At 51.6% G+C, this 23,932-nt stretch carries 25 protein-coding genes; 13 read left to right on the forward strand and 12 right to left on the reverse strand.

From position 1 onward, the window contains the following. Positions 1 to 46 precede the first annotated feature (46 nt). Complete coding sequence (lpxD, locus tag H6G52_RS11570; RefSeq protein ID WP_190528419.1) at positions 47 to 1,093, forward strand: UDP-3-O-(3-hydroxymyristoyl)glucosamine N-acyltransferase; 1,047 nt, start codon at positions 47 to 49, stop codon at positions 1,091 to 1,093. 76 nt (positions 1,094 to 1,169) lie between these two features. Here the strand turns inward: lpxD and H6G52_RS11575 are convergent, their stop codons facing one another. Beyond that, positions 1,170 to 1,394, reverse strand: coding sequence for a hypothetical protein (locus tag H6G52_RS11575; RefSeq protein ID WP_158234428.1), 225 nt, complete (start codon positions 1,392 to 1,394; stop codon positions 1,170 to 1,172). 29 nt (positions 1,395 to 1,423) lie between these two features. On the opposite strand from H6G52_RS11575, the gene H6G52_RS11580 reads away from it, so the two are divergent. After that, the gene (locus tag H6G52_RS11580) at positions 1,424 to 1,576 is read left to right on the forward strand and encodes a hypothetical protein (RefSeq protein ID WP_190528421.1); all 153 of its coding nucleotides are present in this window, start codon (positions 1,424 to 1,426) and stop codon (positions 1,574 to 1,576) included. Between the two features lie 183 nt (positions 1,577 to 1,759). Here the strand turns inward: H6G52_RS11580 and H6G52_RS11585 are convergent, their stop codons facing one another. Next, positions 1,760 to 2,281: an SRPBCC family protein gene (locus H6G52_RS11585; protein ID WP_099533195.1), complete on the reverse strand. Its 522-nt coding sequence runs from the start codon at positions 2,279 to 2,281 to the stop codon at positions 1,760 to 1,762. 144 nt (positions 2,282 to 2,425) lie between these two features. Then, on the reverse strand, positions 2,426 to 3,049 hold the full coding sequence (locus tag H6G52_RS11590; RefSeq protein ID WP_099533194.1) for a thioredoxin family protein: 624 nt from the start codon (positions 3,047 to 3,049) through the stop codon (positions 2,426 to 2,428). A gap of 563 nt (positions 3,050 to 3,612) precedes the next feature. Here H6G52_RS11590 and H6G52_RS11595 point away from each other — a divergent pair. From H6G52_RS11595 to H6G52_RS11620, 6 genes are all read left to right on the forward strand, one after another. After that, positions 3,613 to 4,017, forward strand: a complete 405-nt coding sequence (locus H6G52_RS11595) for an NIL domain-containing protein (protein ID WP_099533193.1) — start codon at positions 3,613 to 3,615, stop codon at positions 4,015 to 4,017. Between the two features lie 109 nt (positions 4,018 to 4,126). Then, the gene (locus H6G52_RS11600) at positions 4,127 to 4,585 is read left to right on the forward strand and encodes a hypothetical protein (RefSeq protein ID WP_099533192.1); all 459 of its coding nucleotides are present in this window, start codon (positions 4,127 to 4,129) and stop codon (positions 4,583 to 4,585) included. Between the two features lie 114 nt (positions 4,586 to 4,699). Next, a complete protein-coding gene (cobU, locus tag H6G52_RS11605; RefSeq protein WP_190528423.1) occupies positions 4,700 to 5,272 on the forward strand; it encodes a bifunctional adenosylcobinamide kinase/adenosylcobinamide-phosphate guanylyltransferase in 573 nt (190 codons plus the stop codon). A gap of 448 nt (positions 5,273 to 5,720) precedes the next feature. Continuing rightward, entirely contained in the window at positions 5,721 to 6,245 is a 525-nt protein-coding gene (locus H6G52_RS11610) for a hypothetical protein (RefSeq protein WP_190528425.1), read from the forward strand. A gap of 351 nt (positions 6,246 to 6,596) precedes the next feature. Continuing rightward, entirely contained in the window at positions 6,597 to 6,833 is a 237-nt protein-coding gene (gene rpmB / locus H6G52_RS11615; RefSeq protein ID WP_099533188.1) for a 50S ribosomal protein L28, read from the forward strand. A gap of 207 nt (positions 6,834 to 7,040) precedes the next feature. Continuing rightward, a complete protein-coding gene (locus tag H6G52_RS11620) occupies positions 7,041 to 8,198 on the forward strand; it encodes an FAD-dependent oxidoreductase (RefSeq protein ID WP_190528427.1) in 1,158 nt (385 codons plus the stop codon). A 38-nt stretch (positions 8,199 to 8,236) separates the two neighbouring features. Here the strand turns inward: H6G52_RS11620 and H6G52_RS11625 are convergent, their stop codons facing one another. Together H6G52_RS11625 and blaOXA are read right to left on the reverse strand one after the other, a co-directional pair. Further along, the gene (locus H6G52_RS11625) at positions 8,237 to 10,195 is read right to left on the reverse strand and encodes a hypothetical protein (protein ID WP_190528429.1); all 1,959 of its coding nucleotides are present in this window, start codon (positions 10,193 to 10,195) and stop codon (positions 8,237 to 8,239) included. Positions 10,196 to 10,444: 249 nt separating this feature from the next. Next, positions 10,445 to 11,425: a class D beta-lactamase gene (gene blaOXA / locus H6G52_RS11630; protein WP_190528431.1), complete on the reverse strand. Its 981-nt coding sequence runs from the start codon at positions 11,423 to 11,425 to the stop codon at positions 10,445 to 10,447. 201 nt (positions 11,426 to 11,626) lie between these two features. Here blaOXA and H6G52_RS11635 point away from each other — a divergent pair, with 201 nt between their 5' ends. From H6G52_RS11635 to H6G52_RS11650, 4 genes are all read left to right on the forward strand, one after another. Continuing rightward, positions 11,627 to 12,274 (forward strand): cob(I)yrinic acid a,c-diamide adenosyltransferase, encoded by a 648-nt coding sequence (locus tag H6G52_RS11635; RefSeq protein WP_190355091.1) that lies wholly within the window; start codon positions 11,627 to 11,629, stop codon positions 12,272 to 12,274. A 362-nt stretch (positions 12,275 to 12,636) separates the two neighbouring features. Then, complete coding sequence (locus H6G52_RS11640; protein ID WP_370567141.1) at positions 12,637 to 13,617, forward strand: ABC transporter ATP-binding protein; 981 nt, start codon at positions 12,637 to 12,639, stop codon at positions 13,615 to 13,617. Beyond that, on the forward strand, positions 13,614 to 15,320 hold the full coding sequence (locus H6G52_RS11645) for a hypothetical protein (RefSeq protein WP_190528433.1): 1,707 nt from the start codon (positions 13,614 to 13,616) through the stop codon (positions 15,318 to 15,320). The genes H6G52_RS11640 and H6G52_RS11645 overlap by 4 nt, the downstream gene beginning before the upstream one ends. 80 nt (positions 15,321 to 15,400) lie before the next feature. Then, entirely contained in the window at positions 15,401 to 16,132 is a 732-nt protein-coding gene (locus tag H6G52_RS11650; protein ID WP_190355094.1) for a hypothetical protein, read from the forward strand. Between the two features lie 74 nt (positions 16,133 to 16,206). Here the strand turns inward: H6G52_RS11650 and H6G52_RS11655 are convergent, their stop codons facing one another. The 6 genes from H6G52_RS11655 to purQ all read right to left on the reverse strand — a co-directional run bounded on the left by H6G52_RS11655 (position 16,207) and on the right by purQ (position 21,648). Further along, the gene (locus H6G52_RS11655) at positions 16,207 to 16,797 is read right to left on the reverse strand and encodes a Uma2 family endonuclease (RefSeq protein WP_190528435.1); all 591 of its coding nucleotides are present in this window, start codon (positions 16,795 to 16,797) and stop codon (positions 16,207 to 16,209) included. A 40-nt stretch (positions 16,798 to 16,837) separates the two neighbouring features. Then, entirely contained in the window at positions 16,838 to 17,149 is a 312-nt protein-coding gene (locus tag H6G52_RS11660) for a nucleotidyltransferase family protein (RefSeq protein ID WP_199312356.1), read from the reverse strand. An 84-nt stretch (positions 17,150 to 17,233) separates the two neighbouring features. Then, on the reverse strand, positions 17,234 to 19,888 hold the full coding sequence (locus tag H6G52_RS11665) for an ATP-binding protein (protein WP_242026348.1): 2,655 nt from the start codon (positions 19,886 to 19,888) through the stop codon (positions 17,234 to 17,236). Between the two features lie 146 nt (positions 19,889 to 20,034). Continuing rightward, positions 20,035 to 20,280 carry a hypothetical protein gene (locus H6G52_RS11670; RefSeq protein ID WP_190528439.1) on the reverse strand — a complete coding sequence of 82 codons (246 nt, stop codon included), beginning with the start codon at positions 20,278 to 20,280 and terminating at the stop codon, positions 20,035 to 20,037. A 130-nt stretch (positions 20,281 to 20,410) separates the two neighbouring features. Continuing rightward, positions 20,411 to 20,950, reverse strand: a complete 540-nt coding sequence (locus H6G52_RS11675; RefSeq protein ID WP_190528441.1) for a DUF192 domain-containing protein — start codon at positions 20,948 to 20,950, stop codon at positions 20,411 to 20,413. A gap of 26 nt (positions 20,951 to 20,976) precedes the next feature. Then, positions 20,977 to 21,648, reverse strand: a complete 672-nt coding sequence (gene purQ / locus H6G52_RS11680; protein ID WP_190528443.1) for a phosphoribosylformylglycinamidine synthase subunit PurQ — start codon at positions 21,646 to 21,648, stop codon at positions 20,977 to 20,979. Between the two features lie 63 nt (positions 21,649 to 21,711). Here purQ and H6G52_RS11685 point away from each other — a divergent pair, with 63 nt between their 5' ends. Next, positions 21,712 to 23,214, forward strand: a complete 1,503-nt coding sequence (locus H6G52_RS11685; RefSeq protein ID WP_190528445.1) for a TM0106 family RecB-like putative nuclease — start codon at positions 21,712 to 21,714, stop codon at positions 23,212 to 23,214. A gap of 69 nt (positions 23,215 to 23,283) precedes the next feature. Here H6G52_RS11685 and H6G52_RS11690 read toward each other — a convergent pair whose 3' ends face one another. Further along, complete coding sequence (locus H6G52_RS11690; RefSeq protein WP_190528447.1) at positions 23,284 to 23,910, reverse strand: hypothetical protein; 627 nt, start codon at positions 23,908 to 23,910, stop codon at positions 23,284 to 23,286. Positions 23,911 to 23,932 lie beyond the last annotated feature (22 nt).

The raw sequence follows: 23,932 nt of genomic DNA on the forward strand, positions 1-23,932 counted from the left end.
TTGAATAACTTAAGTTTGAATAGATTTAAGCCGTTAAGTTTGAGCCATGAAATTTAGCGAATTATTAAAGCAGTTAGAAAAGCTGAGCGATCGCCCCTTCGATCAATTTTCCTTGGCGGATGATCCTGAACTGACAACGATCGCCCCGATCGCCCAGGCCCAGGGCGGTCAGTTGACCTATTTGGAAGGCGATAAATTTGCGGACTGCTTGGAAAGCACCCGAGCTGCCGTGATTTTGCCCAACCGTCCTGAGCTAATTAGCCAAGCTCGCGAGCTGGGGTTGGCCTGGGTGGCGGTGCAAGATCCCAAAATGCTATTTGCCGTGGCGGTGCGGCTGTTCTATCAACCCTTTAAACCCAAGCCGGGGATTCACCCCAGCGCCTGGATTGATCCGACTGTGCAACTGGGTCAGGAAGTGTCGATCGGGCCCCATGTGGCGATTTATGAGGGGGTGACGATCGGGGATCGGGTTTGCTTAATGGCCAATGTGGTGATTTATGGGGGTGCGTCGATCGGGGCCGATTCCTGGCTCCATGCCAACTGCACCATCCACGAGCGATCAATCATTGGGCAACATTGCATCATCCACAGTGGCGCAGTCATTGGTGATGAAGGATTTGGCTTTGTGCCCACGGCCCAAGGCTGGCAAAAGCTGGATCAAACCGGGCGCGTTGTGCTCGAAGACGGTGTGGATGTGGGAGTCAACAGCACGATCGATCGGCCAGCCATGGGTGAAACCCGCATTGGCCGGGGCACAAAGCTTGACAACATGGTTCACATTGGCCATGGCTGCCAACTGGGCGAAGGCTGCGCGATCGCGGCCCAAGCGGGCTTGGCAGGGGGCGTGGAATTGGGCAAAGGGGTGATTCTGGCCGGGCAGGTGGGCGTGGCCAACAACGTCAAAATGGGCGATCGGGCGATCGCCTCCTCCAAGTCCGGTTTGCACAGTGACGTACCGGCCGGTGAGATTGTCTCCGGCTACCCAGCCATTGCCAACAGTCAATGGCTCAAAACTTCTGCCATCTATCGCCGCTTGCCCGAAATGCACAAGCTGCTGCGACAGATTCAATCTCACCTGGGCCTCAAGGACTAGAGGGAAAGGCTAGATGATTGGGAGCAGTCTTCAGTGAAATTTCTTCAGTGAAATTTCCTATTCCGTCGGCCCACAATCAATCACCCCAAGCTTCCGTATTCAGAGGACGAATTAGACGGCTTTGAATCAAATGTTCAACGGCCCGCTCGATCGCATCCAGCGCATAGCCCGTGTTCACTTGAATCAAATCCAACGTGGCTGCAAAACCCTTGCGATCGCACTGTTGAATAACACGTAAAACATCCTGCTCGATGGATGTTAGCTCCTGGGGAGCAAGGTGCATTGAAGATGCTCTAGACATACCAAACCCTCCGACAACGTAGCAGTTCGGTGGCAGATCTGTGGCGAGGAACTGGTATTTTCACCGACTCCATGGAAACCAATCCAGGAATTTATCTAGAAATTCATCCAGGAATCAACTCAGGAATTTATCCAGGAATTCATCCAGAAATCAATCCAGAAATCAAAGAAGTCGGTGAATGAACCCATGGCAAAATGAATCGACCATGGTGCTCATCCAAGAAAAAACCAGAACGAAGGAAAGCCCACCTGAAAAAGCCACAGGAAAAGAGGCTATCCTTCTGAACTCTACTGTCTTTTAGAGAGCTTGACGGCGATTTCCGGACAATGTTCTATTTTGGTTACGTAATTTTACGTAGGACAGTGCTATCGCCCCGATCGCAGGTGGTAGACTTCCTCGGCCACGCGCTTCAGACGACGGAGCTGGGCTTGCATGTCGCCTTGCACCCACCCGGCCGCCACCCGATCGAACCCCCAGCGAACAAGGGGATTGGGGATCACGAACTCAAACCGATTGATTAACTGAGTGCCGGATCCATCGGGAATACATTCCCAAGAGTCGCGCCCCACAAAAAAGCCAGAAAAAGCCCAAACAATTTTGCCAGGCGATCGCTCCGCCACCGTGCATTGCAGCGCCGGTTCCAGCAGGGGAATTTGCAACACAAATCGGGTGCGATCGCCCAAATCAGTTCCCCAGCGATCGCCCACGGGATCACAGCGCAGGGCTGGGTTCAGCCACCGATGCATCAGCTCGCGATCGGTGAAGCACCACTCCACCGCCGTGGCACTGGCCTGAATTGCGATCGACTGTTCATAAACTCGCGGCACAACCGATTTACCTTGGCCACGAGCCAGTTGAGTTCGAGTTGTAAAAAGACGGGAAGACATGCCAGGGGCCAAGGAAAAGTGAAAATGGACGGCTGTAGTTCTAGCCGTATTTCTAGAAGTTGCTAGAGGTTTTTTAGAGACTTCTAAACTGGTGGTTTTAGGGACTGTTGAGCATTCCCGACATTCACGGCCGGTTACCCTGTCCTAATTGGCAACTGACGCACCATGACTGCGAGGATCCGTTGCCGCCGATTTTTGGGCCGCGTCTCCAGACAACGGAGCATCAAACTCGGAGGTTTGACCTTCGTTGACCTTCGCATAGGGCAGGATGGCGGTTCCGTCAGCCAAGGCCGCCAAATTCGCCGCCATGATTGATTTCGGCTGCTCCCCGATCGCCTGGGCCAACTCCTGACCCTGGGCATTCAAAAAGACAAAGTGCGGAATCCCATCCACTCGATAGCTCAGAATTTCGGGTAGCCATTTGGTGTTGTCCACATTCAGCATCGAGAAATTGACCCGATCGCCATAGTCCTGCTTCAACTCCCGCAAATCATTCGCCATGGCCTGGCAACTGGTACACCAATCTGCATAGAACTCCAGCACCGTCGGCTTGCCATTGACGATCGCCTGATCCAACGGCACAGAATCACGTGCCAGCCGTTCCAGAATGTTGCTGTTGGGTTCCGTGCGTAGCCCTAAAAACAACACCACCCCCAACAACGCCGCCACAATGGCCACCACCAAATTTGGCAGACGACTACCGGCCGCGGCAGCTCCGGGGATCACGGTTGAGGGCTGGGAAGTCGGTTCAGGAGAAAGCTGGCTCATGGCAGAATGGCAAGACAAGAGGGCAAAGCGGAATGGCGGCTCAGTTCTGGTGCTAGGCTAGCGATACAGTCCTCAAGAGCCAAGGACGATCGGTCCCGAACTTTTTTGGTTATTCGTTTTTGGTTCCCCGTGGCTGGTGCTCCAGAATTTTCGGCGCAGGTTGGGCCGATCGCCCAAACCCCGCAACTCCGAAACCAACGGGATCGCCCTCATAACCCCAATCACGACCGCTTTCGGTGATTGGCGCTTCGGTCAGTGTTCTAGGGTTAACAGTATTCTGCAAGGGCTATTTTGATTGTAACAACTTCGTTACATGTCTTCATGGGCTTGTTGAATCACCGCTGGATGGGCCGCTGGCTATTTAGGATTTAGGGGGGCATTGGTCGCTGAAGGCTCGATCGGCCTGTCCGCTGGCCCGAGCGCTGTGGTTTTCCCTAATTGAATTGATCTGAATCGATCTGAACTAATCTGAACCAATTTGAACTAAGCCGAATTAACCTAAGTTGACCTGAAGTGACCCGATTGCCCTGGTTCCCCCGATCGTTCGTTGGCGGTGATTTGTTTTGAAAAAGCGCGTCACACTCACCTTTCCGAAACATGCGGTGCAAATGCCAATCACCTATCGATTGGCGAAAGAATTTAATGTGGCTGCCAACATCATTCGAGCGCAAGTGGCCCCCGATCGCGTTGGAAAATTAGTCGTTGAACTCATTGGCGACATTGACCAAATGGACGCGGCCATGGAGTGGATGGAATCCCTCGATATTGATGTTTCTTCTGCCAATCGAGAAATCTCGATCGATGAAGCAAGCTGTGTCCATTGCGGTCTTTGTACGGGCGTTTGTCCCACGGGGGCGTTGTCGCTGCACCCAGAAACTTTCCGCCTAGAATTTGCTCGATCGCGCTGTGTAGTTTGCGAGCAATGTGTTCCCACCTGCCCGGTTCAAGCCATTTCCACTAGCTTTTAACTTCTCCGATTTCCTAAAATTCATTAGCCTCTCAATTACGCATTGATTTTCCCGGGAAATTGCCTTTTTTACAGACAAAACCTTGTAGTTGAAGAGGAAACAAGGTTCCATGCGCTTATACAACAACCACACCGGACTATCGCTATTCATCCTGGCGTTGGTTTATTTAGCCCTGAGTTGGGTGGCGTTGCTGGCTGTGCCTCGGCCCCCCTCGCTGGTAGAGGTGGCGGGAGTGGCTTTGTTGGTGGCCGTGGCTTTGGCGGCCCTGTTTACCCTTAAGTTGCCTTGGCCAGAGTTTGGGCGTTTTTCTTGGTTTCAAACGGCCACCAAGTCTTTCGGGGGCGCAATTTTGGCAGCGATGGGCGTGGTGATTGTGCTGTCGCGGTTGGACATTACAACGGATGTGATGTTGTTGTTGGCGGCGGAATTTTTGGCCAAGGTGGAATTGCGGGTGGCGGGCCGATCGCGCTGGCAATCGTTTTGGCAAATGTTGGCGGCCAGTGCTGTGGGCATCGGGAGCGCGATCGGGCTGGCCCCTTGGTTTTTGATGTCGCGGGTCAGCGAGTAGCTCATTCACCGAATGCTTTACTGAGCAGTTTGTTGAGCAATTCATTGAGCAATTTACTGGGCAATTAACCGAGCAAAGCCCCCTGAGTAACCCCCTGTTGGGCAACCCATCATCATGACTCAGCCTCAGACTTCAGAATCGGGATGGTCACGGGTGGTGCTGGTGACGGGGCCGGCGCGATCGGGCAAGAGTGAGTGGGCGGAACGGCTGGCCGCGGCCTCGGGGCGATCGGTCATCTATGTGGCCACCTCGTACTTGGATCCCCAGGATCAAGAGTGGGGCGATCGTGTGGCCCAACACCGCCAGCGCCGCCCGGAAACTTGGCAAAATTGGGAAGTGCCGCTGGAGTTGGCCGCAGCCCTGGGTCAAGCACCCGCCGATAGTTGCTTGCTGGTGGATTCACTGGGAACTTGGGTGGCCAACTGGCTCGATCGCCCCGATCCCGAATGGCAACAAACCTGTGCAGCGCTGTTGGCCACCTGTGCTGCCTTGCCAGCCATGTGTATTTTTGTGGCTGAAGAAACGGGCTGGGGTGTGGTTCCGGCCTTCCCCGCTGGTCGCCTGTTTCGCGATCGCCTCGGCAAACTAGTGCGGGAATTGGGCAGTCGATCCGATGCCTGTTATCTGGTCACAGCGGGCTTTGCAGTGAATTTACGGGTGATCGGTCAATCCTTAACAACTGGATAAAAACTGTTTAATTTCCTTAAATATTGTCCAAAAATTGTCCAAAACTTTAATCTAAGCTCAAGATTCTTTGTCAGTGACCCCTCTAACCTTAGCTTAGGATCGAAAGCAGGATAGTTAGTAACTCAATTTTCCATTCAAGCTTTTCGGTTAACCTGTTTTCATGCGAGCTGTTCACTCAGGTTTCCCCCAATTATTTCTTTAGATGTTTCTCCGAATACCCTCCAGATATTTCCCTAGGCAGTCTCCCAGTTATTGTCTTAATCCAGAAGCTGGCGCTTGGGAAATAAACCCGCAATCTGGAGTTTTAGTTTGCTTTTTAAAGCCAGTTTTGAACTGATTTTTAGTCAAGTTTCTCAACCTGGTTTTGTTTAGCGAAGCTAGCTCTAATCCCAAATCCTGGCCATCAGTGCTTTAACCTTTGGCCCTCGCCCCCGGACTCCACACCAAAATGGCTCCTGAAGAACGCGTCAAACAATATCTTGCTCTTTGGTTGCAGTTGGGTAAGCAAGTGGTGTGCGGTCACGACGATCGCTTGCTCGGGACTCGCCGCACCATTGACGGTGAAGCTTACTCCGCAGAATTTGAGCAACTTTGGCGGCAAATTCTCGAAAAACCCCAGATGTATCACCTGGCGGGCACAGTCTGTTCCATGAAAGATTTATTGTTGGGCCATTGGAGCTTGCTGCCCTGCGCGCGGTGTAGTTTGCTCTATCCCATCAATGACAGCTACTTGGAGGCGGGGCCCTGTCCCTGTCAGGATTTGGCCTCTTGGCCCGATGATGGGCCGCCGCCACGGGGGCCCGTCTGTGTGCAGGATTATTTGGATCAAATTCGGCTACGGCTGTCTCGCCAAAAGTTGATCCCCACACCGCCCAACGAGGAAACGACCGGGGGCGAGGCTCGCGAGTCAGATACTTGTAGTTTGCATGGGGGCGGCTTGCATGGGGGGCGATCGGAACATTCCCTGCCCTAGGGGTGCTTGATCTGAGCTACAGACTGCTGACCAGAGACTGCTAATCACAGGCGATCGATCGGGTCGATCGGCATTGGTCTTAGGGGCGGAATGGGCTTCTGGCGGGCTGGGCTGTCCGGGTTGGGTTGCCATCTGGGTTATACTGATCAATCGCGCTCTCAATCGGTCATCGATCGCCCGCTGAAGGATCGCCCGCCTAAGCCGACCGCCATGGCCGATGCTGCCAACGGGCCATTGCCTGGAGAGGCATCTTTTGGGTTGGAGTTGTGGTGAATCTTATCCCGATCGCTTGATGGGCCGGGATCAACACAACCGCTAAGTTTTACCTTTTCGTCCTGCTTGGAGAACGTCATGTCCCGTGTTTGCCAACTGACCGGCAAAAAGGCGAACAACGCCTACGCCATTTCCCACTCGCACCGCCGCACCAAAAAGCTCCAAGAAGTTAACCTGCAATGGAAGCGAATTTGGTGGCCCCAAGGTAATCGTTGGGTGCGGTTGCGTCTTTCGACCAAAGCTCTGAAAACCCTGAACACCAAGGGTCTGCAAGCATTTGCTAAGGAAGCTGGCATTGATTTGAATAAGTGCTAATTCTGAATTAAGTGCTAATCCCATACAAAAATTCAGCACTGAAAATTAAGCACTGAGCTGTTTAATTAATCCCGCCCAATTTGTCCTATGTGGCAGCTTTTGTTGGGTGGGGTTTTTTATCTTTTATTCTTTTATTTCTTATCTTTTATTTTTCATTGTGGAATCTAGAAAATCTAGGAAATTTAGCCAATTTGGGGATTTTGAAAGTTGCCACAGTCAGCCCGATCCTTGGTTTTGTTGGGGGGCGGCCACAGCCACGCGATCGCTCTGCGACAGTTAATCCAAAACCCCCTGCCCAGCGGCGCGATCGACTCGGTGACCCTGATCAGCGAAGCGCCCCAAGCACCTTACTCGGGCATGGTTCCCGGCCACGTGGCGGGGGTCTATGGCCGGGAAGATTGTTTTATTGATTTGCGGGCCCTGTGCGATCGGGCGGGGGTGGCGTTGCGGGTCGATCGCGCTGTGGGGTTGAATTTGGGCGATCGACAAGTGCAACTAGCCAGCGGGGAAACGGTTGGATTTCGCTGGCTCTCGGTTAATTTGGGCAGCACGCCCCTGGTTCCCCCGGGTGTTCAACCTCTTCTGGGGCGATCGATTATTGCCGCGAAGCCAATCCAAGCCCTGTTGGCCAACTGGGATGCGCTATTGTCGGCCTTGCCCCAATGGGGATCCAGGCCGCTGCGGTTGGTGGTGGTGGGGGGCGGCGCGGGTGGTGTTGAGCTAGCCTTGGCGGCCCAGCGACGTTTGCAACCCCTGATGGGCGATCGCCTGTCGATTACTTTGATTCAGCGAGAGGCAAAACTCCTGCCCCATTTGGCCCCGGCAGTGGGCGATCGAGTGGCCCAGGTGCTGCAAACCCAGGGAATTGAGCTGGTTTTGAGTGAAACCATCACCCACGCCACCCTCGTAGGCACAGATACCCAGTTGCGGGCCGCCTCGGGGCAACTGTTTTGGGGCGATCGGGTGCTGTGGGCCACCCAAGCCGCAGCAGCCCCTTGGTTGGCGGCCACCGGCCTCGCCACGGATCCCCAGGGATTCATTGCGGTTAACCACTATCTGCAATCCTGCTCCCATCCCCAGGTCTTTGCGGCGGGAGATGTGGCGACGATGGTGGAACAGCCACGCCCCAAGGCCGGCGTGTTTGCGGTGCGTCAGGGCCGCCCCCTAGCTGACAACTTGCGAGCAGCCATTTTGGGCCAGCCGCTGAAACCCTTCAAAGCCCAAAAGCAGTTTCTCAGCCTTATTAACTTAGCCAATGGCCAGGCGATCGCTACCCGTGGCCGTTGGGCTTTTACGGGAGCTTGGGCTTGGGTTTGGAAAGACTATCTCGATCGGAAATTTATGCGGCAATTTCAGCAGCTTTAAAGGCAGTATTTTCAGAGTTTCCATCCCAATTCTCAAAATTAGCTATCCCGTAAACATTGCGCATCTAACAACACCCAGGTTTGATCTTGCAACACGGCGCAACTATTCATGAGGGATTGCACGAGGGGTGTTTGTTCCTGCCTCAGGGTTTGCAGCGCTGGTTCACTGGCCTCTGGATATTGCTCTAGCCAAGAATCTTTAAGGTAATTTTCTGAAAAAGCGGCTCGATCGATCAGCCAAAATGAAATGTGATATCGGGCCAGAAAGAATTTCATAGATTGAGTATGGGTGCTGTATTGGGCTTCAATGGTTCGTAAAATTCGTTCCCGAAATAGACGGTAATATCCCAAGTGGTAGGGCACGGCATATTCTTTGCCCGTGAGGATTGAACGTCCGGCAAAGGTGGGAATATCATCCCCAATACTGCTCAGGGAAGCAATTTTGATATCCGTTGGTTGCCCCTGAAGAAATTGATAGAGCTTGACGGCACGACCCGTTTGGTAACTATTTGCTGGGAAAGTGGGAACCAACAGCGGATATCCCAACACCAGCACAATTAAAATCATGCTGAAGCTTCTGGAAAGATAGACTTTCCAACGAAGGGATTTCGGTTTTGGTCGAATGGCTTGCGCAATTGGAGTATTGAAAAGCGGGGGCAAGGAATAAACCGCAGAGGAATCAAAGTTTGGAATCGATCGCCCGGCCCAGCGCTGGAGAGCTTCCCAAACAATCACAAGGCTAATGGCCGCCGCGATCGCGATTATGATTCGGAAGCTGTGCCCCGTGTAGCGACTGGGCAAGTGGAGCCGAAATAGCAATCCATGGGCCAACAAAAACCACCCGATCGAAGCCAAGCCCAGTTGCCATAAATTGTTGACCTCCGGCGTAATTCGGTGACTGAGGGGAAATCGCGCTTGAATACCTTTGAGCTGCGAAAGGGAAAGTTGAAAAAGAGGTAAAGCAAAGCCAAAAATTAAAGTGACTGGCGTAAGGAGCGATCGGGGAATGAGATTAGTGCCACGACCGAAAAACCAGTAATCAATCCAATCACGATCAAAAATATTCGTGCGTCCTCCATCCAGAAATTCCGGCATGGTGCGGGCAATTTTTTCAGAAACCACCGGCCCAAAATCCTGCCCTAAAAAGAGCACCGGCAACAGCACCAAAAACAGGCTACCCAAAGCACCAATATATAAAAATAGTTGTTGGCGTTCCGCATCAATGAGGCGGCTTTGAATTGCCAAAACTAGATCTGATTTCTGTAATGCCAAGTCTTCTGCCACTTTCAAGTCTGAAGGATTGCGAATTGTCCAAGCGGCTGACAACCAGGCGCGTTCCAACTTTTGATAGCCCACCCAAGCAAGTTTTATCGAAATTAAACCGCCAGAAACCAAGGCATAGGTTGGACAAATTAACCCCTGAAGGGCAATGGAACTCCACAACAGTTGAGGCGACTTGCGAGCTAATCCATCCAAAATTGCTAAAAAGAGCGGAAAAGCAAAGGCGCGCGACGTACCAGAAACCAAGTCATCTTTTAGCCAAAGACTTTGGTTGAGCAAGACAGTTGCTAGAAAACCGGCTACCGGAACTGGGAAAATAGCAAAAGTGACCCGATAGGTAAAGAAGGTGATGATCAGTCCAAGAATGGGCGGTAGGAGTTTATTAAAAATTAGGGGATTAATTTGGAAGAAAGCAGCCAGTTGATAGAGTTTGGTGTAGCCGATCGGGGCGATCGATTCAAAATAATCGGCAATCAGATCATTGTGAAAAAGGCTAGGATTTAAAAATCGCTGCATCCAAAACACATGCTGGCGAGCATCATCTTGCACCACAAATTCACCGCTGAATCCTTGATGCAGAGACAGGCCACCATAGAGCGCCGCGATCGCGAGACTCCACAACAAGGGCCAGGGCGATCGCCCCGATCGATCAAAACAAATTTGCATGAGGCGATCGCGCCAGTTCCGCCCTTGGGAATGGTTTACGGAATTGCTCACGGCATCAACCCAAATTGATTTTTTGATAGCTTGTCAATTGATCGATCGCCAGTTGATTGGTAACCGATCATCAATGGACAAGTAATATGATTCTACTGAATTTTCAGAGAACCTAGCTCAGCAAGACTAACAGGACAAGAATCAAGGCTCCCAAGCACAAAATTAGGAAGAAATCTATCGATCCAATTTTGTCAACCTCAGGATTCTGTAATTTACTTGCAGGAATTTATTTGCAATTGAACGCCAGGGCTACAGCAGTCCCAAAGTTCTGAGGCAGCGGTAGGTAATTTCCTTGCGAGCAGTTGCTTGGGCTGGCTCCGGAAGTTCCAAGTTTGTGGCAAAGAAATAGACCTGCTGATTTTGCTCTAAATAGCCCACATACCAGCCAATTTGGGGGGTTGCGCGCATGGCCCAGCCCGTTTTCGCCCTGACGGTATATTGCGCTGTTTGATCCATAATCATGATGTCTTTCACGATCGCGATCGAGCATTCAGAAAAAGGCAACTGGTTCAAATAAAGACGCTGAAGAAACTGAATTTGTTCTTCGGGCGTGATTTTGAGCGGGCCCGATAGCCAAAATTGATCAATATTGGCAGGATCGCCAATGTTGCGATCGCCGTAATTTGCCCCAATTACCCCGGCTTTCATGCGTTCATAGCCGATACGCCGAGCCAAAATTTGGTAGAACCAGACGGCTGAAACCTTGAAGGCCTCGCGCATGTTCAAATCTTGGTTCCAACCGGGAAAGGGGCGCTGAATGCCATCCCAAGTGAACCGTACATCTTGATCGGGAATCACTTGGGCATCGAGAGAAATCAGCGAATTCAAAATCTTAAAAGTGGAAGCGGGAGAAAACGGCGTTTGGTTGCGGTTTGGGTTATGTTCATAAATTCGATTTTTCTGGGGATCGTAAATAATAATGGAGCCTTCAACTTTGAGATCTTGAAAATGTTGACCGAATTCAGGAACCACTCGCCGCTCAATCACAGGTTGTGGTTGCGATTTTGGGATCAATAATTTTGGTAGGAATCTTTGATCGGTTATCGACGGGTTAACTAGTTTTTCATTGGTTGTTGCTAAACCAGGCAAGGAAAAACTCAAACAGCAGAAACCCACAAGTGAACCAACCGCGATCAAGACTCGATCACCAATTTTAGAATTTAATCGGTTCCTTTGCCGGCTTTTTTCTGGATGATTGAATTTTTGATGATTAAATTGGCAATCTTTCATGATTTTTTCAATTTTTCTCATGATTTTATAATTAATCAAAATTCAAGATTGATCTAGATTGACCTAAGCCTTGATCAGATGACTCGAACTGGGTTGGCCGCCTCAGCATACCACCAATTTGATCCCCCTGAAGCCTGATCAAAGATGGTTTCAGGATTAAAATTTGAAAGTGAATGAAATACCAAAAGATCTCAATTAACCATGAGTGATCATCACCCCAGTTTAGAAACTGAGACAACGCCAGCGGAAAAGCCCGATCGCCTGCAAAAAATTAAGGCTGCCAAGGACGCAGCTCGCGACAATCGAGCTGGAAATGAACGGGGATTATATTTGCTATTCACCGGGTTGGGCAAAGGCAAAACAAGCAGCGCCATGAACTTGGTCTATCGCCATTTAGCCCATGATTTGCCCGTGGCGGTGGTGCAATTTGTGAAAAATAACGAGGCGTTTCCCGATGGCGATCGCCTGTTGCTCACCCGGTTGCAAAACTTGGGATTTCCGGTGCAAATGCACACCATGGGCGGCGGGTTCACCTGGGAAACCCAGGATCCCGATCGCGATCGGGCCATGGCCGCGGCTGCCTGGGAACAGGCCCTGATCTATATCCAAGATCCGCAAATTTCCCTCGTGGTGCTCGATGAGTTGCACATTGCCCTTAAGCATCAGCAACTGGCCCTGGAACCGGTGCAAGCGGGAATTCAAAATCGGCCGCCCCATTGCCACGTGGCGAGCACGGGGCGCTATGCTCCTCAGGGGTTAATTGAAATGGCGGATTTGGTGACTGAAATGAACCGCATCAAACACCCGATCGCCCAGGGAATTCCTGCCCAGCAGGGTATTGAGTTTTAGGATTGAGTTTTGAAAAGCCTCAGGGCGCAATCCTGCGCCCTGCATTCATCATAGGTTACGAATCCGGAGTGATTGCAATCTTGCTTGATATTTCTTAACCCAAAAGACAACGAACTCTGAAGATTTCCAGCCGTTTGTGAACTGTACCTTTGGCTCCCGCCGATCGGGAAACTGTTTCAAGCGATCCGGTTGCCTGCCTTGGGTGACTGAATAGCCAATCTGCGATCGATAGCAGTGAAATTGGGTAAGTTCGGAAGAGGCTGAAGGTTGCTGAACGTTGCCGCTGAAGGCTTGACCCTTCACCACGCCCCTTCGCCATCGCATCAATCAGGCGGACACCCCAGGACACCCCAATCGAGAACCTGGCCATGAACTGGGCAATTGAAACCCGTGGTTTAAGTAAACAGTTCGATCGCAAGCTGGCCGTCAATCAGGTGGATCTGAAAATTTCCCCTGGGGAAGTCTATGGGCTAATTGGCCCCAACGGAGCAGGCAAAACCACCCTGATTCGGATGTTGGCGGCCGTGGAGGAACCAACCCTTGGAAAAATTTTGATTGATGGTGAATATTTAACTGGTGAATCTCTCAGCAGTGAAGATCCCAATCGGCGCAGTCGGCGGGCAAAACTGAAACAGCGAATTGGCTTTTTACCGGACGATTTCCCGGTCTATGAAGATCTGACCGTTTGGGATTATTTGGACTATTTTGGGCGACTCTATGGCCTGCGGCGATCGCACCTGCGGCAGCGGCTTTATGAGGTGCTGGATTTGGTGCAACTGTTACCGAAGCGCGATAGCCCGATCGCCACCCTCTCGCGCGGCATGAAACAACGGTTGAGCCTAGCTCGCACCATCATTCACGAGCCGATTTTGCTCCTGTTGGATGAACCCGTTTCCGGCCTTGATCCGATCGCCCGTTTGGAATTTCGCAACCTGATGCGGATTCTGCAAGGGGCTGGCATGACCGTGCTGATTTCCTCCCATGTGCTCAGCGACTTGGCGGAACTTTGCACCGCGATCGGGGTGATGGAACTGGGACGGTTGGTGGCCAGCGCACCTCTGGAAACCCTTTACGCCCAATTTGCCCGTCACACCCTGGTGATCACAGCCCTCGATCGGCTCAATGATTTGCAAACGATCCTGAGAACCGACCCAAGGGCGATCGCCTGGGAATGTCATCCCACCACCGGCCGCATTACTGTGGACTTTCAGGGTGATGAAACCGACTGTGCCGACCTGCTCGGGGAAATGGTGCGGGCCCAAATTCCGATTGTGGAATTCCGGCGCGATCGAGAAAGCCTGGAGCAAATTTTCTTGAAACTGGGACACCAACAAGCCTCATGAACCCCCGCCCCTCAAGCTGGCTGAATCGCTTGCAAACCAGCCAACGATCGCTCAAAATTCAGCTCGATCGCTGGCTCGATCGGCTCGGAAACTGGAATCCCCAACTGTTGCGAGAACTTAAAGGCAACTGCACCTCGCGCAACTTGACCTTAGCCACCCTCAGTTCCCTGATTGCCCAAGCAGCCTTTTGGATGAGCTGGCAAAGGATTGCCGTTGAAACCGCCACCGTTTCCACCGAAACCGAAGGCATCCTGCGGTTTTATTGCACCGGCCAGGCCGATGAAGAACTGCGAGCTTGTGAATTGCTCTCGTCCTCAACCTTTGCGGTGAATTGGCCCCTGTGGTGGTTGGACTTGTTCTTTTGGCTGTCTTCAATTCTGGTGGGCCTGTTAGTGCTGGGTGGCACGCAAGCCCTGATCACCAACTGGCTTGAGGAAAGCAAACAGGGAACCCTCGACTTCATTCGCATGACTCCGGAACCCAGCCACCGGATCCTGTGGGGAAAACTCTTGGGTGCGCCGGCCCTGATCCATTGGGCGGTGCTGCTGGCCTTGCCCCTCCAGACCCTCGCCGGACTGCAAGCGGGCCTTGGCCTCGGCGGTCTGTTGCTGGCGGATGGGGTGGCGGTGGCTTTTCTGGGTGCGCTTTATCTGTTGGGGTTGTTTTATGCCAGCGTCAGCGACAGCAAACAGGCCATATCAAGCTGGGCCTTTGGCATTCTGGGCCTCTTCCTGTTTGCCCCCGCCCTGACGATCGCCCGAGGGGTGATGATCCGAGGCACAATGGACACCCCCGTATCCCCTTCCTGGTTCTGGTTTGGTCAAGATTTAATCCTCCAGCCGCAGCTTTGCGCCGCCATCGCGATCGCAGGGTGTGCGGGGGTGGCGCTGATCTTTTGGCAAGCCGTGATCCGGCGTTTTCAGAACCCCGCCAACACCTTCATCACCAAAGTGCGAAGCTATTGGCTGACGATCGGGTTCAACCTGTTGGCCATGGGCTTTTTTATGCCCTGGAATCCCAACCACTTCCAGGGCTGGGCGGTGGTGGGCTTCTTTTGGCTGATCCAAATGTTCGCTTGGGTTGTGTTGCTGTTGCCGACACGCCAAACCCTGTTGGATTGGGCCCGCTATCGCCATTTCCAAAGAACCCGAGACGCGCGATCGAGCCAACGGGCGATCGATGACTGGCTTTGGGGAGAAAACAGCCCACCCCTGTTGGCCTTGCTGGTGAATGGTGGGTTGACGATCGCCCTTTGGTCGCCTTGGGCCCTGGCCTTTTGTTTCAATAGTTCCACCCAAGGCCTGTTGGTGTTGGTGGCGATCGGCTGCACCACGGGTTTGATGCTGTTCTATGGAGCACTGGCTCAATGGGCCTTGCTGTGGCAGGTGCGCCGACCGGTCGCCTGGGCTGCGGGATTGGTGGGAGCGGCGATTGTCGGTTCGCTCTTGTTGGGTCTGATGATGCGATCGCGCGATGCGATCGGGTGGACGAATGCTTGGGACTGGGTTTGGCTCATGACCCCTGTGGCTCCGATGCTGATGGGGATTGTTTCTGATCCGCTTTCCCTGAGCATGGCGGGAGTGGCCTTTGCGATTAATGGTGTGGCGGCCGTGGGGATCAGTTATGTGGCCCTGAACCAGCTCGATCGGTTGGGTCGATCGGAGTCGGCGGCGCTAATTCAGGACGATCGCCCCCAAGTCTAGGAATTTAATAGGAATTCATACCCGCATGATTCATCAACAACTCAAGCGGGTTCCATCCATTTTTTCACTCAAATCAAACCATGAAATATTTTGTACCGAACCTCAAGCTCAGTGCCGATCTACCGCCTCAAAATCAGTTAGAAGATAAGCTGGGGGGACTCCCTTGGGGCCTACCGCCAGAGCAGTATCCAATCTGTAGTCACTGTGGAAAAAGTCAGTCCCTTTTGGCACAACTGGTTCACCATCCAAAGCGACTAGATTTGGGGCGATCGGGTCGTGTGCTGCTCGTTTTTCAGTGCAATCACGACCCGGGCACATGCCCCACCTGGGAAGGGGGATCAGGAGCCAACGCCTGTTTAATTCTGGATCCGGAAGTATTGTCCGATCGGCTCGTGCCCATGCCAGCCGACTCACCGCCGCTAGAGCTAGAAGCCCGAATTACGACCTGGATTCCCAAAAAAGATGCGGTGACCAAGAATCAAAAACCAGCATTTTTCGATGATGATCAATATTGGGACTTGCCCGATGCTGCCACCGACAGTGTTGATTGTGTGACCAAGTTAGGTAGCGTTCCGGCATGGTTGCAAAGCCCGAGTGAGGGCCCTGGGGAAGGCTGGGTTTTTGTGGGTCAACTCAGTGATTCATACCAATTTTTAGAGCAGCCCACTAGTCCAATCGATATTTTTTGGGATGAAGCAGACAATACTTGGATTTGCGAGGGGCCGAACTTTGGTGATGGTGGAATTGGCTATATTTTTCTGCGATTTGGTGCTGACAAACCCGAAGGTTGGTTCTTTTGGCAATGTGGTTGAGGGTGGGCAGTTCATTCCGCTGTCGGAGCCGCAGAAAATAGCCTTGATCTGGCCGAGTCGGTCAGTTTCCTGACTCATTCTTGAGAGTCGGCGGCTGGGGTTAGGTTGAGGCCGCGATAGATCTGCTCGATCGGGAAGTGCAAATCAATGCTTTTCAGGGCGATCGTGTCACCGGCTTGATAGTTGAAAATCAGCCAATCGCCGGCCTCATTTTTTTGGTACAAGTCCACGGCGATGCTGGTGGAGCTGACCAAGAGATAGTCAATCAGCATGGGGTTTTGGCGATAGCGGCGGAATTTTTGACCGCGATCGTAGGCTTCGGTTCTGTCGGACAGCACTTCAACAATTAGGCAGGGGTAGGTGATGTATTGGCTGGTGATTTTGTCGCGATCGTCGCAACTGACACTGGCATTGGGGTAGGTGTAATCGTTGGTTCCTAGGATATTTATCCGAACGTCAGAGTTACCCGTGATGCAGTTGCGATCGCCCAAATGAGCATCAAACAAACCAGTTAACCGAATGGCAATGCGACCATGGTTAACGCTGCCACCGCCCATAGCATAGACTTGGCTGTCAATTAGTTCATATTTTTCAAGTTGCTGCTCTTCCCAAAGAAAATATTCTTCTGGTGTAAAGGCGTGATAGTTATCTCTAACAGCGATCATGATTTACCTCTTATGAATTAAGTAAAAAGTTCAGTAGTCATCATTTTTCTGAAACGTAGCAGGTTTCGGCAGTTTCTAGAATATGATTGCGAATTCTGGAGTTTAGCGATTTGAAGGTGACTAAATCAATTGAGCGGTTGTCTAAGCAGGCGGATAGTTCTTCTTGGAGTTGATGGAGCTTTAGAAAGCCTGGGGTGAAGCCGGGTTCAAACTCGACTAAGACATCAACGTCGCTGGCTGGGGTGAAATCATCACGCAGCACTGAACCAAACAGCGACAGCTTAGAAATATGCCACCTTTGGCAAATATTTGAAATTGGTTCAACTGAAGCTTTAATATTTCTAATTCTCATATAATTTTAAACCTCTAAATGCCAAACTGGCCTTTGGCTTGAATTCCTTACTGACCTTGGTTCACGTTTACTGACCAGAATTACTCAAAAAATATCTCGGAGTCTTAGTGTATAACCACAACCACTAGTGCAAGCCAAGAAAATCTTACCCGTGGTACTGTTCTTGCATCCTTTTAGAGCTGCACCACACTCACCGCAAGTCCGACCATTAATTTGAGCGAACTGAGTTGCATCATCCTGGTTCATTCTCCTCCACTTGTAAGGATGTTTCTCACAAGTGATGATCGGCTCTGCGTTGGGAATATGCTCAGGTAGCTTAGTCCACAGGAGTCCTTTACAGACTTCACATGATCCAAATCCATTTTGAATTCTCTGTTTAGCACTTCCTTTCTTACTATCGGCAGGCACGAGTTGCAAGAAGATATATAGTAGTTCGATCGTCTTGGGAAGAGTGATTTTAAATACAAGACTTTGAGCACTAGGATTTGTATAAATCCAGAGAATTTTTCTGTCAATACCAAGAATTCCCATAGTGCTGAAAGAATCAGACTTCTCGAATCGATTATTTTTCAAAGCAGCAATACTTCTCTGAATCTTAGACCCACGAGCGAAAACCTGGATTCCTGCTTTTAGTACCGACCATGAAAAATACCGTTGCTCATCAAAAATCGTGGGCCAATCAATAGCAACTTCATCCCTGGCATTCCTCAGATCTGCCTGAATCATCTGTTTGACTTGGCTTGACTGTAGATAGACTTCAACGCCGGGGATGGAGAATTGCCAAGCTGTAGAGTTCGCTGAACCGGAAAAAGTTAGGGGCACAACTTGAGAGCGAGTGTGCAGGCAATCTCTAAACTTACGAAAAATATTGAAGGAGTCTAGATTTCTCTGTAGATAGCCATTATTAAACAATCCAATAAATTTACCTTGGGCACGGCTAATTGCTACATTTGCCAAGCGAGATGCTGTGCTGTTCAGCCCTCCTTGCAACAACTTACCAACTTCCTTTTTCGGTGTGCTGTCAACTGCATCAAAGATAATGAGATGTTGTTCTGATCCTTGGAAGCGATGGACGGTTGAAGCCTTAACATCATCTAGCTTTGAATCTCGAAGAATGCGATGAATTAACCGTGCTTGATCTTTATAAGGCGTAATGATACCGATACTTTCTACTTCTGATCCTTGCGACTTATATGCCAAATCAGCAGCTACAAGGGCAGAAACTAGATTAAACCGACTATGGGACTCTTTCTCACTGAAACAGAATGCAGAAGAATGACTGAGATCATAGAGAACTAAAGCTTGACCTGCATGAGGCTCTGAATCAACTATTGTTTGTGTTTGCGCTTTTACACCCTCTCCATCTCGTAGCTGACCATTATAAAATAGGCGATTAGAAATAGCAGAGATTGAGGGATGCATTCGGTACTGAGTTTGTAGCAATACCATACGCTTATCTGGTTCGTTTCGGTTGACGCGATCAACGATTCCCGCTTCTTCAAAAATATCGCGCTTTAGCCATCGTTCGACACTATCATCCTCAGATTGAGCAATGGGGCCTAGCTGTCGAAAGTCCCCAAAGATAGCAATTCTTTTTTTTGCAAGTGTTGCAGCATAAATGCAATGTGGAATGTAAGCCATACTGGCTTCATCAACAATTACTGAGTCAAATTGGCGATTAAAAATTTCTGATGCAATCACTGCTTTTGATAAAGTGCAGCCAACAACTGTAGCTTTTTGAACTAATTCAGACTCTTTCTTTTTTAGTAAGTCTTTTAGAGGATGTAGCTCTGCTCTAATTGCTGCAAGACGATCTCGTAGACTAGCCTGATCAGAAGAGCGAAGCTGATGAGTTAGGATTTTTCGCTCTTTTTCAAGCTGCTCTATTTTCTCAAGCAACTGAGGATTCTGATTGCGAGTAACACCTCGAACATCTAGCAATGGATATTTTTTATAGGTATCAGTAGCAGCAACCCCAAAGCGAAGGATCAAACCTTCTTGGTAATAGCTAGATCTGTCTAAGTATTTGCCAAGACTTTGCATTGCCGTGTCAACGGCTGCATTGCTATGAGCCAGCACTAATACAGATTCTCCAGCATGAACAAGAGATGCGACTGTCAATCCAAGAGTACTCGTTTTCCCTGTTCCAGGTGGCCCCCAAATAAAGCTCACTGGATATTGTAAAACGTGAGTGACTGCTTCTGACTGATATTGGTTGTAATTGAGACGTTGTTGAATTTGACTTTGAATTTGCTCAGAAAAGTCGGAGAATTGGCGATTATTAGTAGCAGAATGCTCTGAATTTAAAGCAAGTAATTGTAGAGCAAGCTGGCGATTCGTCGACTCAATTTTAGTAGGATTTAAGAGCCGTTCTTGCAATGTTTCCAGTAAGAACCAAGGTTCAGTGGATATTTTCGCCAATGGAATATGATTTCCATTTTTTTGATCAAGTGCAATGATGAGATCAAATCCTTCAATGGATATCAAAGTACCTTCATATTTTCTCTTGTCTATCTCCACGTCAATTTTTGTGTCATCAGGTAGGCGAATCTCAGTATCAGCAGTAAATGAATAAAGGTGTTTGTTGCTCGACGCACCAAGATAGTGACCATCGGTAACAATAGTTTTCTGACTACCTTTTTTTCTAATGCACTTGATTTCATCGCTAAGAGCTTGGTGAAATTCAGCTTGATATCTTTTAAAAGTCCATGAAGCTGAAGACTGGTGAGGAGTACGCATAGCCAATGACGAAGATCTATCCTTCGTAAAATCTGGTGCTTTACCGAATGAATACGACAGAAAGCCATGCAGAGGCGCAAGGTCAAGATTAGGGTGGCCTCTGTGAAACCCAACCTATATGGATGACTGTCCAGGGGGAGATATCGCTAGTCTTTCAAGGCTTGATAGATTCCGTAGGCTGCGAGGCCGGCTAATGCGCCAGCGGCTGCACCTACCGGCCCTGCTGCTGCACCAACACCAGCGCCGCTACCAACCATCCCAGCCGCAGTCATGCCAGTTGCCGTAACAACACCATAACCAGCAGCAGCTCCTGCGCCGCCTGCGCCCGCCGCGCCCAAAGCCTTTTTGGCTTTCCGCTTGACTTTGCCCAACAGCTTTTTAGCCTTGCCCATAACTTCCCTCATGCCGAAGAGCTAGCTTTTAGATACCCATATCATATTCAATTTTAGAGGAAATTTGTATAAGTGAGGAATGCAACCGATTACTTTCAAAAAGCCAGGTGATGATCGATTACTGAGTCCGTTAAGGTTTGGCGGGTGGGGTGGGGGTGATGGTGAGCCGATCGCCCACTTTGAGACCTAACTGAGCCGATCGCCCCGCTGGCAACTCCAACACCGCATCCACCCACAAACTCGGGCCATAGCTCGGGCAGGGATCTTCACGGCAGGGGGGCACATTCGCCTCGATCGCCACCACGCGCCCCTCCCGCAAAAAGACCATATCCAACGGAATCAGCGTGTTTTTCATCCAAAACCGCGCCATCCGCGATTGCTCAAAGGGAAACAACATCCCCCGATCGGGCGGCAAATCGCGCCGAAACATCAGACCAATTTCCTGTTGCTCCGGCGTGCGGGCCACCTCCAGCAAAATCTCCTGAGTCCCAATCAGGGTGCGGGCTTGAATCGGCAACTGCTGCCCGCCCGGTTCCGGTGTGCTCGCCTCCAACGGCGCACAGGCCATCAAGCCGATCGCCCCCAACACCAGGAGCGATCGCGCTATTTTGTGAGCCACTGCAACAAATAGATCCGGCAAATCCGGTTGATCGGGCGATCGCAGGGTCATAGATTCAGAGCCAATCCTTGAGCGTCCTAGACACTCACTAACGCCGCCGTCATGGTTTGGAACAGCGCCAACCCGTCCGTACTGCCCAACGCCGCATCGGCTGCCCGTTCCGGGTGGGGCATCATCCCCAACACATTGCCCCGATCGTTGCAGATGCCCGCGATCTGGTTCCAAGAGCCGTTGGGATTTCGCCCTGCGTAGCGGAACAGCACTTGGCCCTTGTCCTCAATTTGCTTCAGGGTGTCCGGATCGGCGTAGTAGCGACCCTCCCCGTGGGCGATCGGCAGGTTCAACACTTGCCCCGCCGCGTAGCCCTCTGTCCACAGGCGGGCGCTGCGTTCCACCTTTACGGACACCCGATCGCACACAAAGTGCAAATTCTCATTGCGGATCAGCGCACCCGGCAGCAGTCCCGCCTCCGTCAGGATTTGGAACCCATTGCAAACCCCCAGCACCGGCTTGCCCTGCTCCGCCGCTTCAATCACCGATCGCATGGCTGGCGAAAACCGGGCGATCGCCCCGCAGCGCAGATAGTCGCCATAGCTGAAGCCGCCGGGAATCACAATTGCATCAAGATCGCCCAGGTCGCTGTCTTGGTGCCAAACCATGCGCGTGGGCAGGCCCAATAGCCCCTGAAACACCCACTGCATATCCCGATCGCAATTGGAACCCGGAAAAACGATAACGCCAACTTTCATGGACTGGAGCAAACCCGCGACTTGCGCTCCTATCCTATCGTGCGATCGGTTAACTTTAGTTTCATGCTGCTAACCGCTGACGACCTACTCTTTTTTCAGCGCTGCCCCCGGCGCGTCTTTTTGGATTTCTATGGCGATCCCCGTCGGCGCGCCCCCACGGCCGGTTTTATCCAAAAACTCCACGACGAGAGCGATCGCCACAAGCGCGATGCGGCCCAGCAAATTGCTGAGAAGCTGGAACTGGAGCTAGTGCGGCCGCAGTTTCGCCGGGGCGATCGGGACGCGGGCGCGGCGGCTACTTTGGCCCTGATGGAAGCGGGGGCGGGGTTGATCGTCGGGGGGCTGCTGCGGGTGGAGGAAATCCCCGGTGTGGAGCTGGTGGGCCATCCCGATTTGTTGGTGAAGCGGCCGGGTCAGTCGGCCTTTGGTGATTGGATTTATGAGCCGGTGGATATCCGGTTGGGCAAGAAGCCGAAGCTGGAATATCAGCTCGTGGCGGCGCTCCATGCGGATTTGTTGACGATGATTCAGGGAGCGGCTCCGGCTAAGGCGGGGGTGGTGTTGCGCGGTCGATCGCCCCATTGGGTGGACTTGCGGACGCGGCTAAAGCAGGTGCAAGACTTGCTGGCGAACCTAATCGACACGCTGATGGAGGACGATCGGGAGCCGGATCTGTTCATTTCCCGCAACCGCTGTTCCCTCTGCCATTGGGTGGGCGACTGCACTGATCGAGCGCGGCAAGCCAAGCACCTGTCGCTGATCCCGGGCGTGACTCCTGCCCGCTACCGGGTGTTGGAGCGGCTGAAAATTGAGACGATCGAGCAGTTGGCGGCCACACCGCTCGATCGGCTCCAGGAGTTTCCCGAGTTTGACGGCGCGGCGGAGGCGGTGTTGGTGCAAACCCGCGCCACCTTGACCCAACAGCCGATCGCCCTGGCCCGCCGTGAAGCTTGGTTGCCCGATCGCCTGCCGGCCGCTCCGGTGGAACTCTATTTCGATATTGAAGCGGAGCCGGATCTTTCGCTGGATTACCTGCTGGGCGTGTTGGTGGTGGATCGATCGCAGCCGGAGCCGACGTTTCACCGCTTCTTGGCGGAAACCCCCGAGGATGAGCAGCGGGTTTGGGATGACTTTTTGGCGCTGGTCGATCGCTACCCCACCGCGCCGATTTTCCACTTTTGTGAGTATGAGCGGGATGCCAGCAAGCGCCTGGCCAAGCTCTATGGTTGCTCCAGTCAGCGGCTAGAGCGTCTGCTCGATCGCTTCGTAGATGTCCATGCTTGGGTGACGCAAACGGCGGTGTTGCCGGTGGAAGGCTATGCCCTGAAGCAAATCGCGGGATATTTGGGGTTTGAGTGGCGCGATCGCACGGCCAATGGATCCCAGGCGGTGTATTGGTACGATCGCTGGCTGAAAACGGGCGATCGATCCTATTTAGAGGCGATCGTCACCTACAACGAGGACGATTGCTTGGCCACCTATCGGGTCAAGCATTGGCTCGAACAATTTCATCAAAAGCAACTCGCAACGCGATCAGAGTTGGCTAATCCTGTTGCGGTTCCGTAGAAATAATTTTGGCAGTGAATTTAAAATTCTGGTGATGAATGTAAGTGATGAAAATGATTGCGCGGCAGATCAATTGGCTGGCCCCGATGGCATGATTGACAATCTGGTACTCATGGCGAAAATCCAGTCGATCGCCCCCATCAGTTCAGACAATCGATCGAGCGTATAGCCCGTCGGGTGTTTTGTGAAGGTTTCGCCCCAAAGCCGCCCAAATTCCCATAACTTCCCATTGGAGACAATGCCAAACAACGGGCGATCGCCCTCTTGGTTCAACCGTTGTGCCGCCCACAATTCCGCCAAACATTGACCCCAGCCCGCTTCAAAATCATCTCGCTTGGCTTCAATCAGAATCAAATAGGGCTGCTCAAACAACACCTTCCCTCTGGGCGATCGCCGCGCCACCACATAATCCGGTGTGCCCGAAAGCTGATCGCTGTAGCGCAACGGTTGATGACTCCAAATCAGCAACTCTCCCACATACGATCGCCACACTTCCGTCAAAATCGGCGAAATAATATTTTCGCAAATCGCATATTCCGAATTGAAAACCATGCCTTCAGTCAAAACCAGTTGCAAGCGATCCACAAAGCTGGGATCGATCGCCAGGGCATGATGTTCAAGGAAAGACGCTTCCTGATAAGTCATCGGGAACTCTGCCAAAACATCCGCGATGGTTTTGTACTGTGTGAATGGCATGATTAGGATTGAAATTGGATGA

This window comes from Limnothrix sp. FACHB-881 (genome assembly GCF_014698135.1).
Lineage (GTDB): Bacteria > Cyanobacteriota > Cyanobacteriia > CACIAM-69d > CACIAM-69d > CACIAM-69d.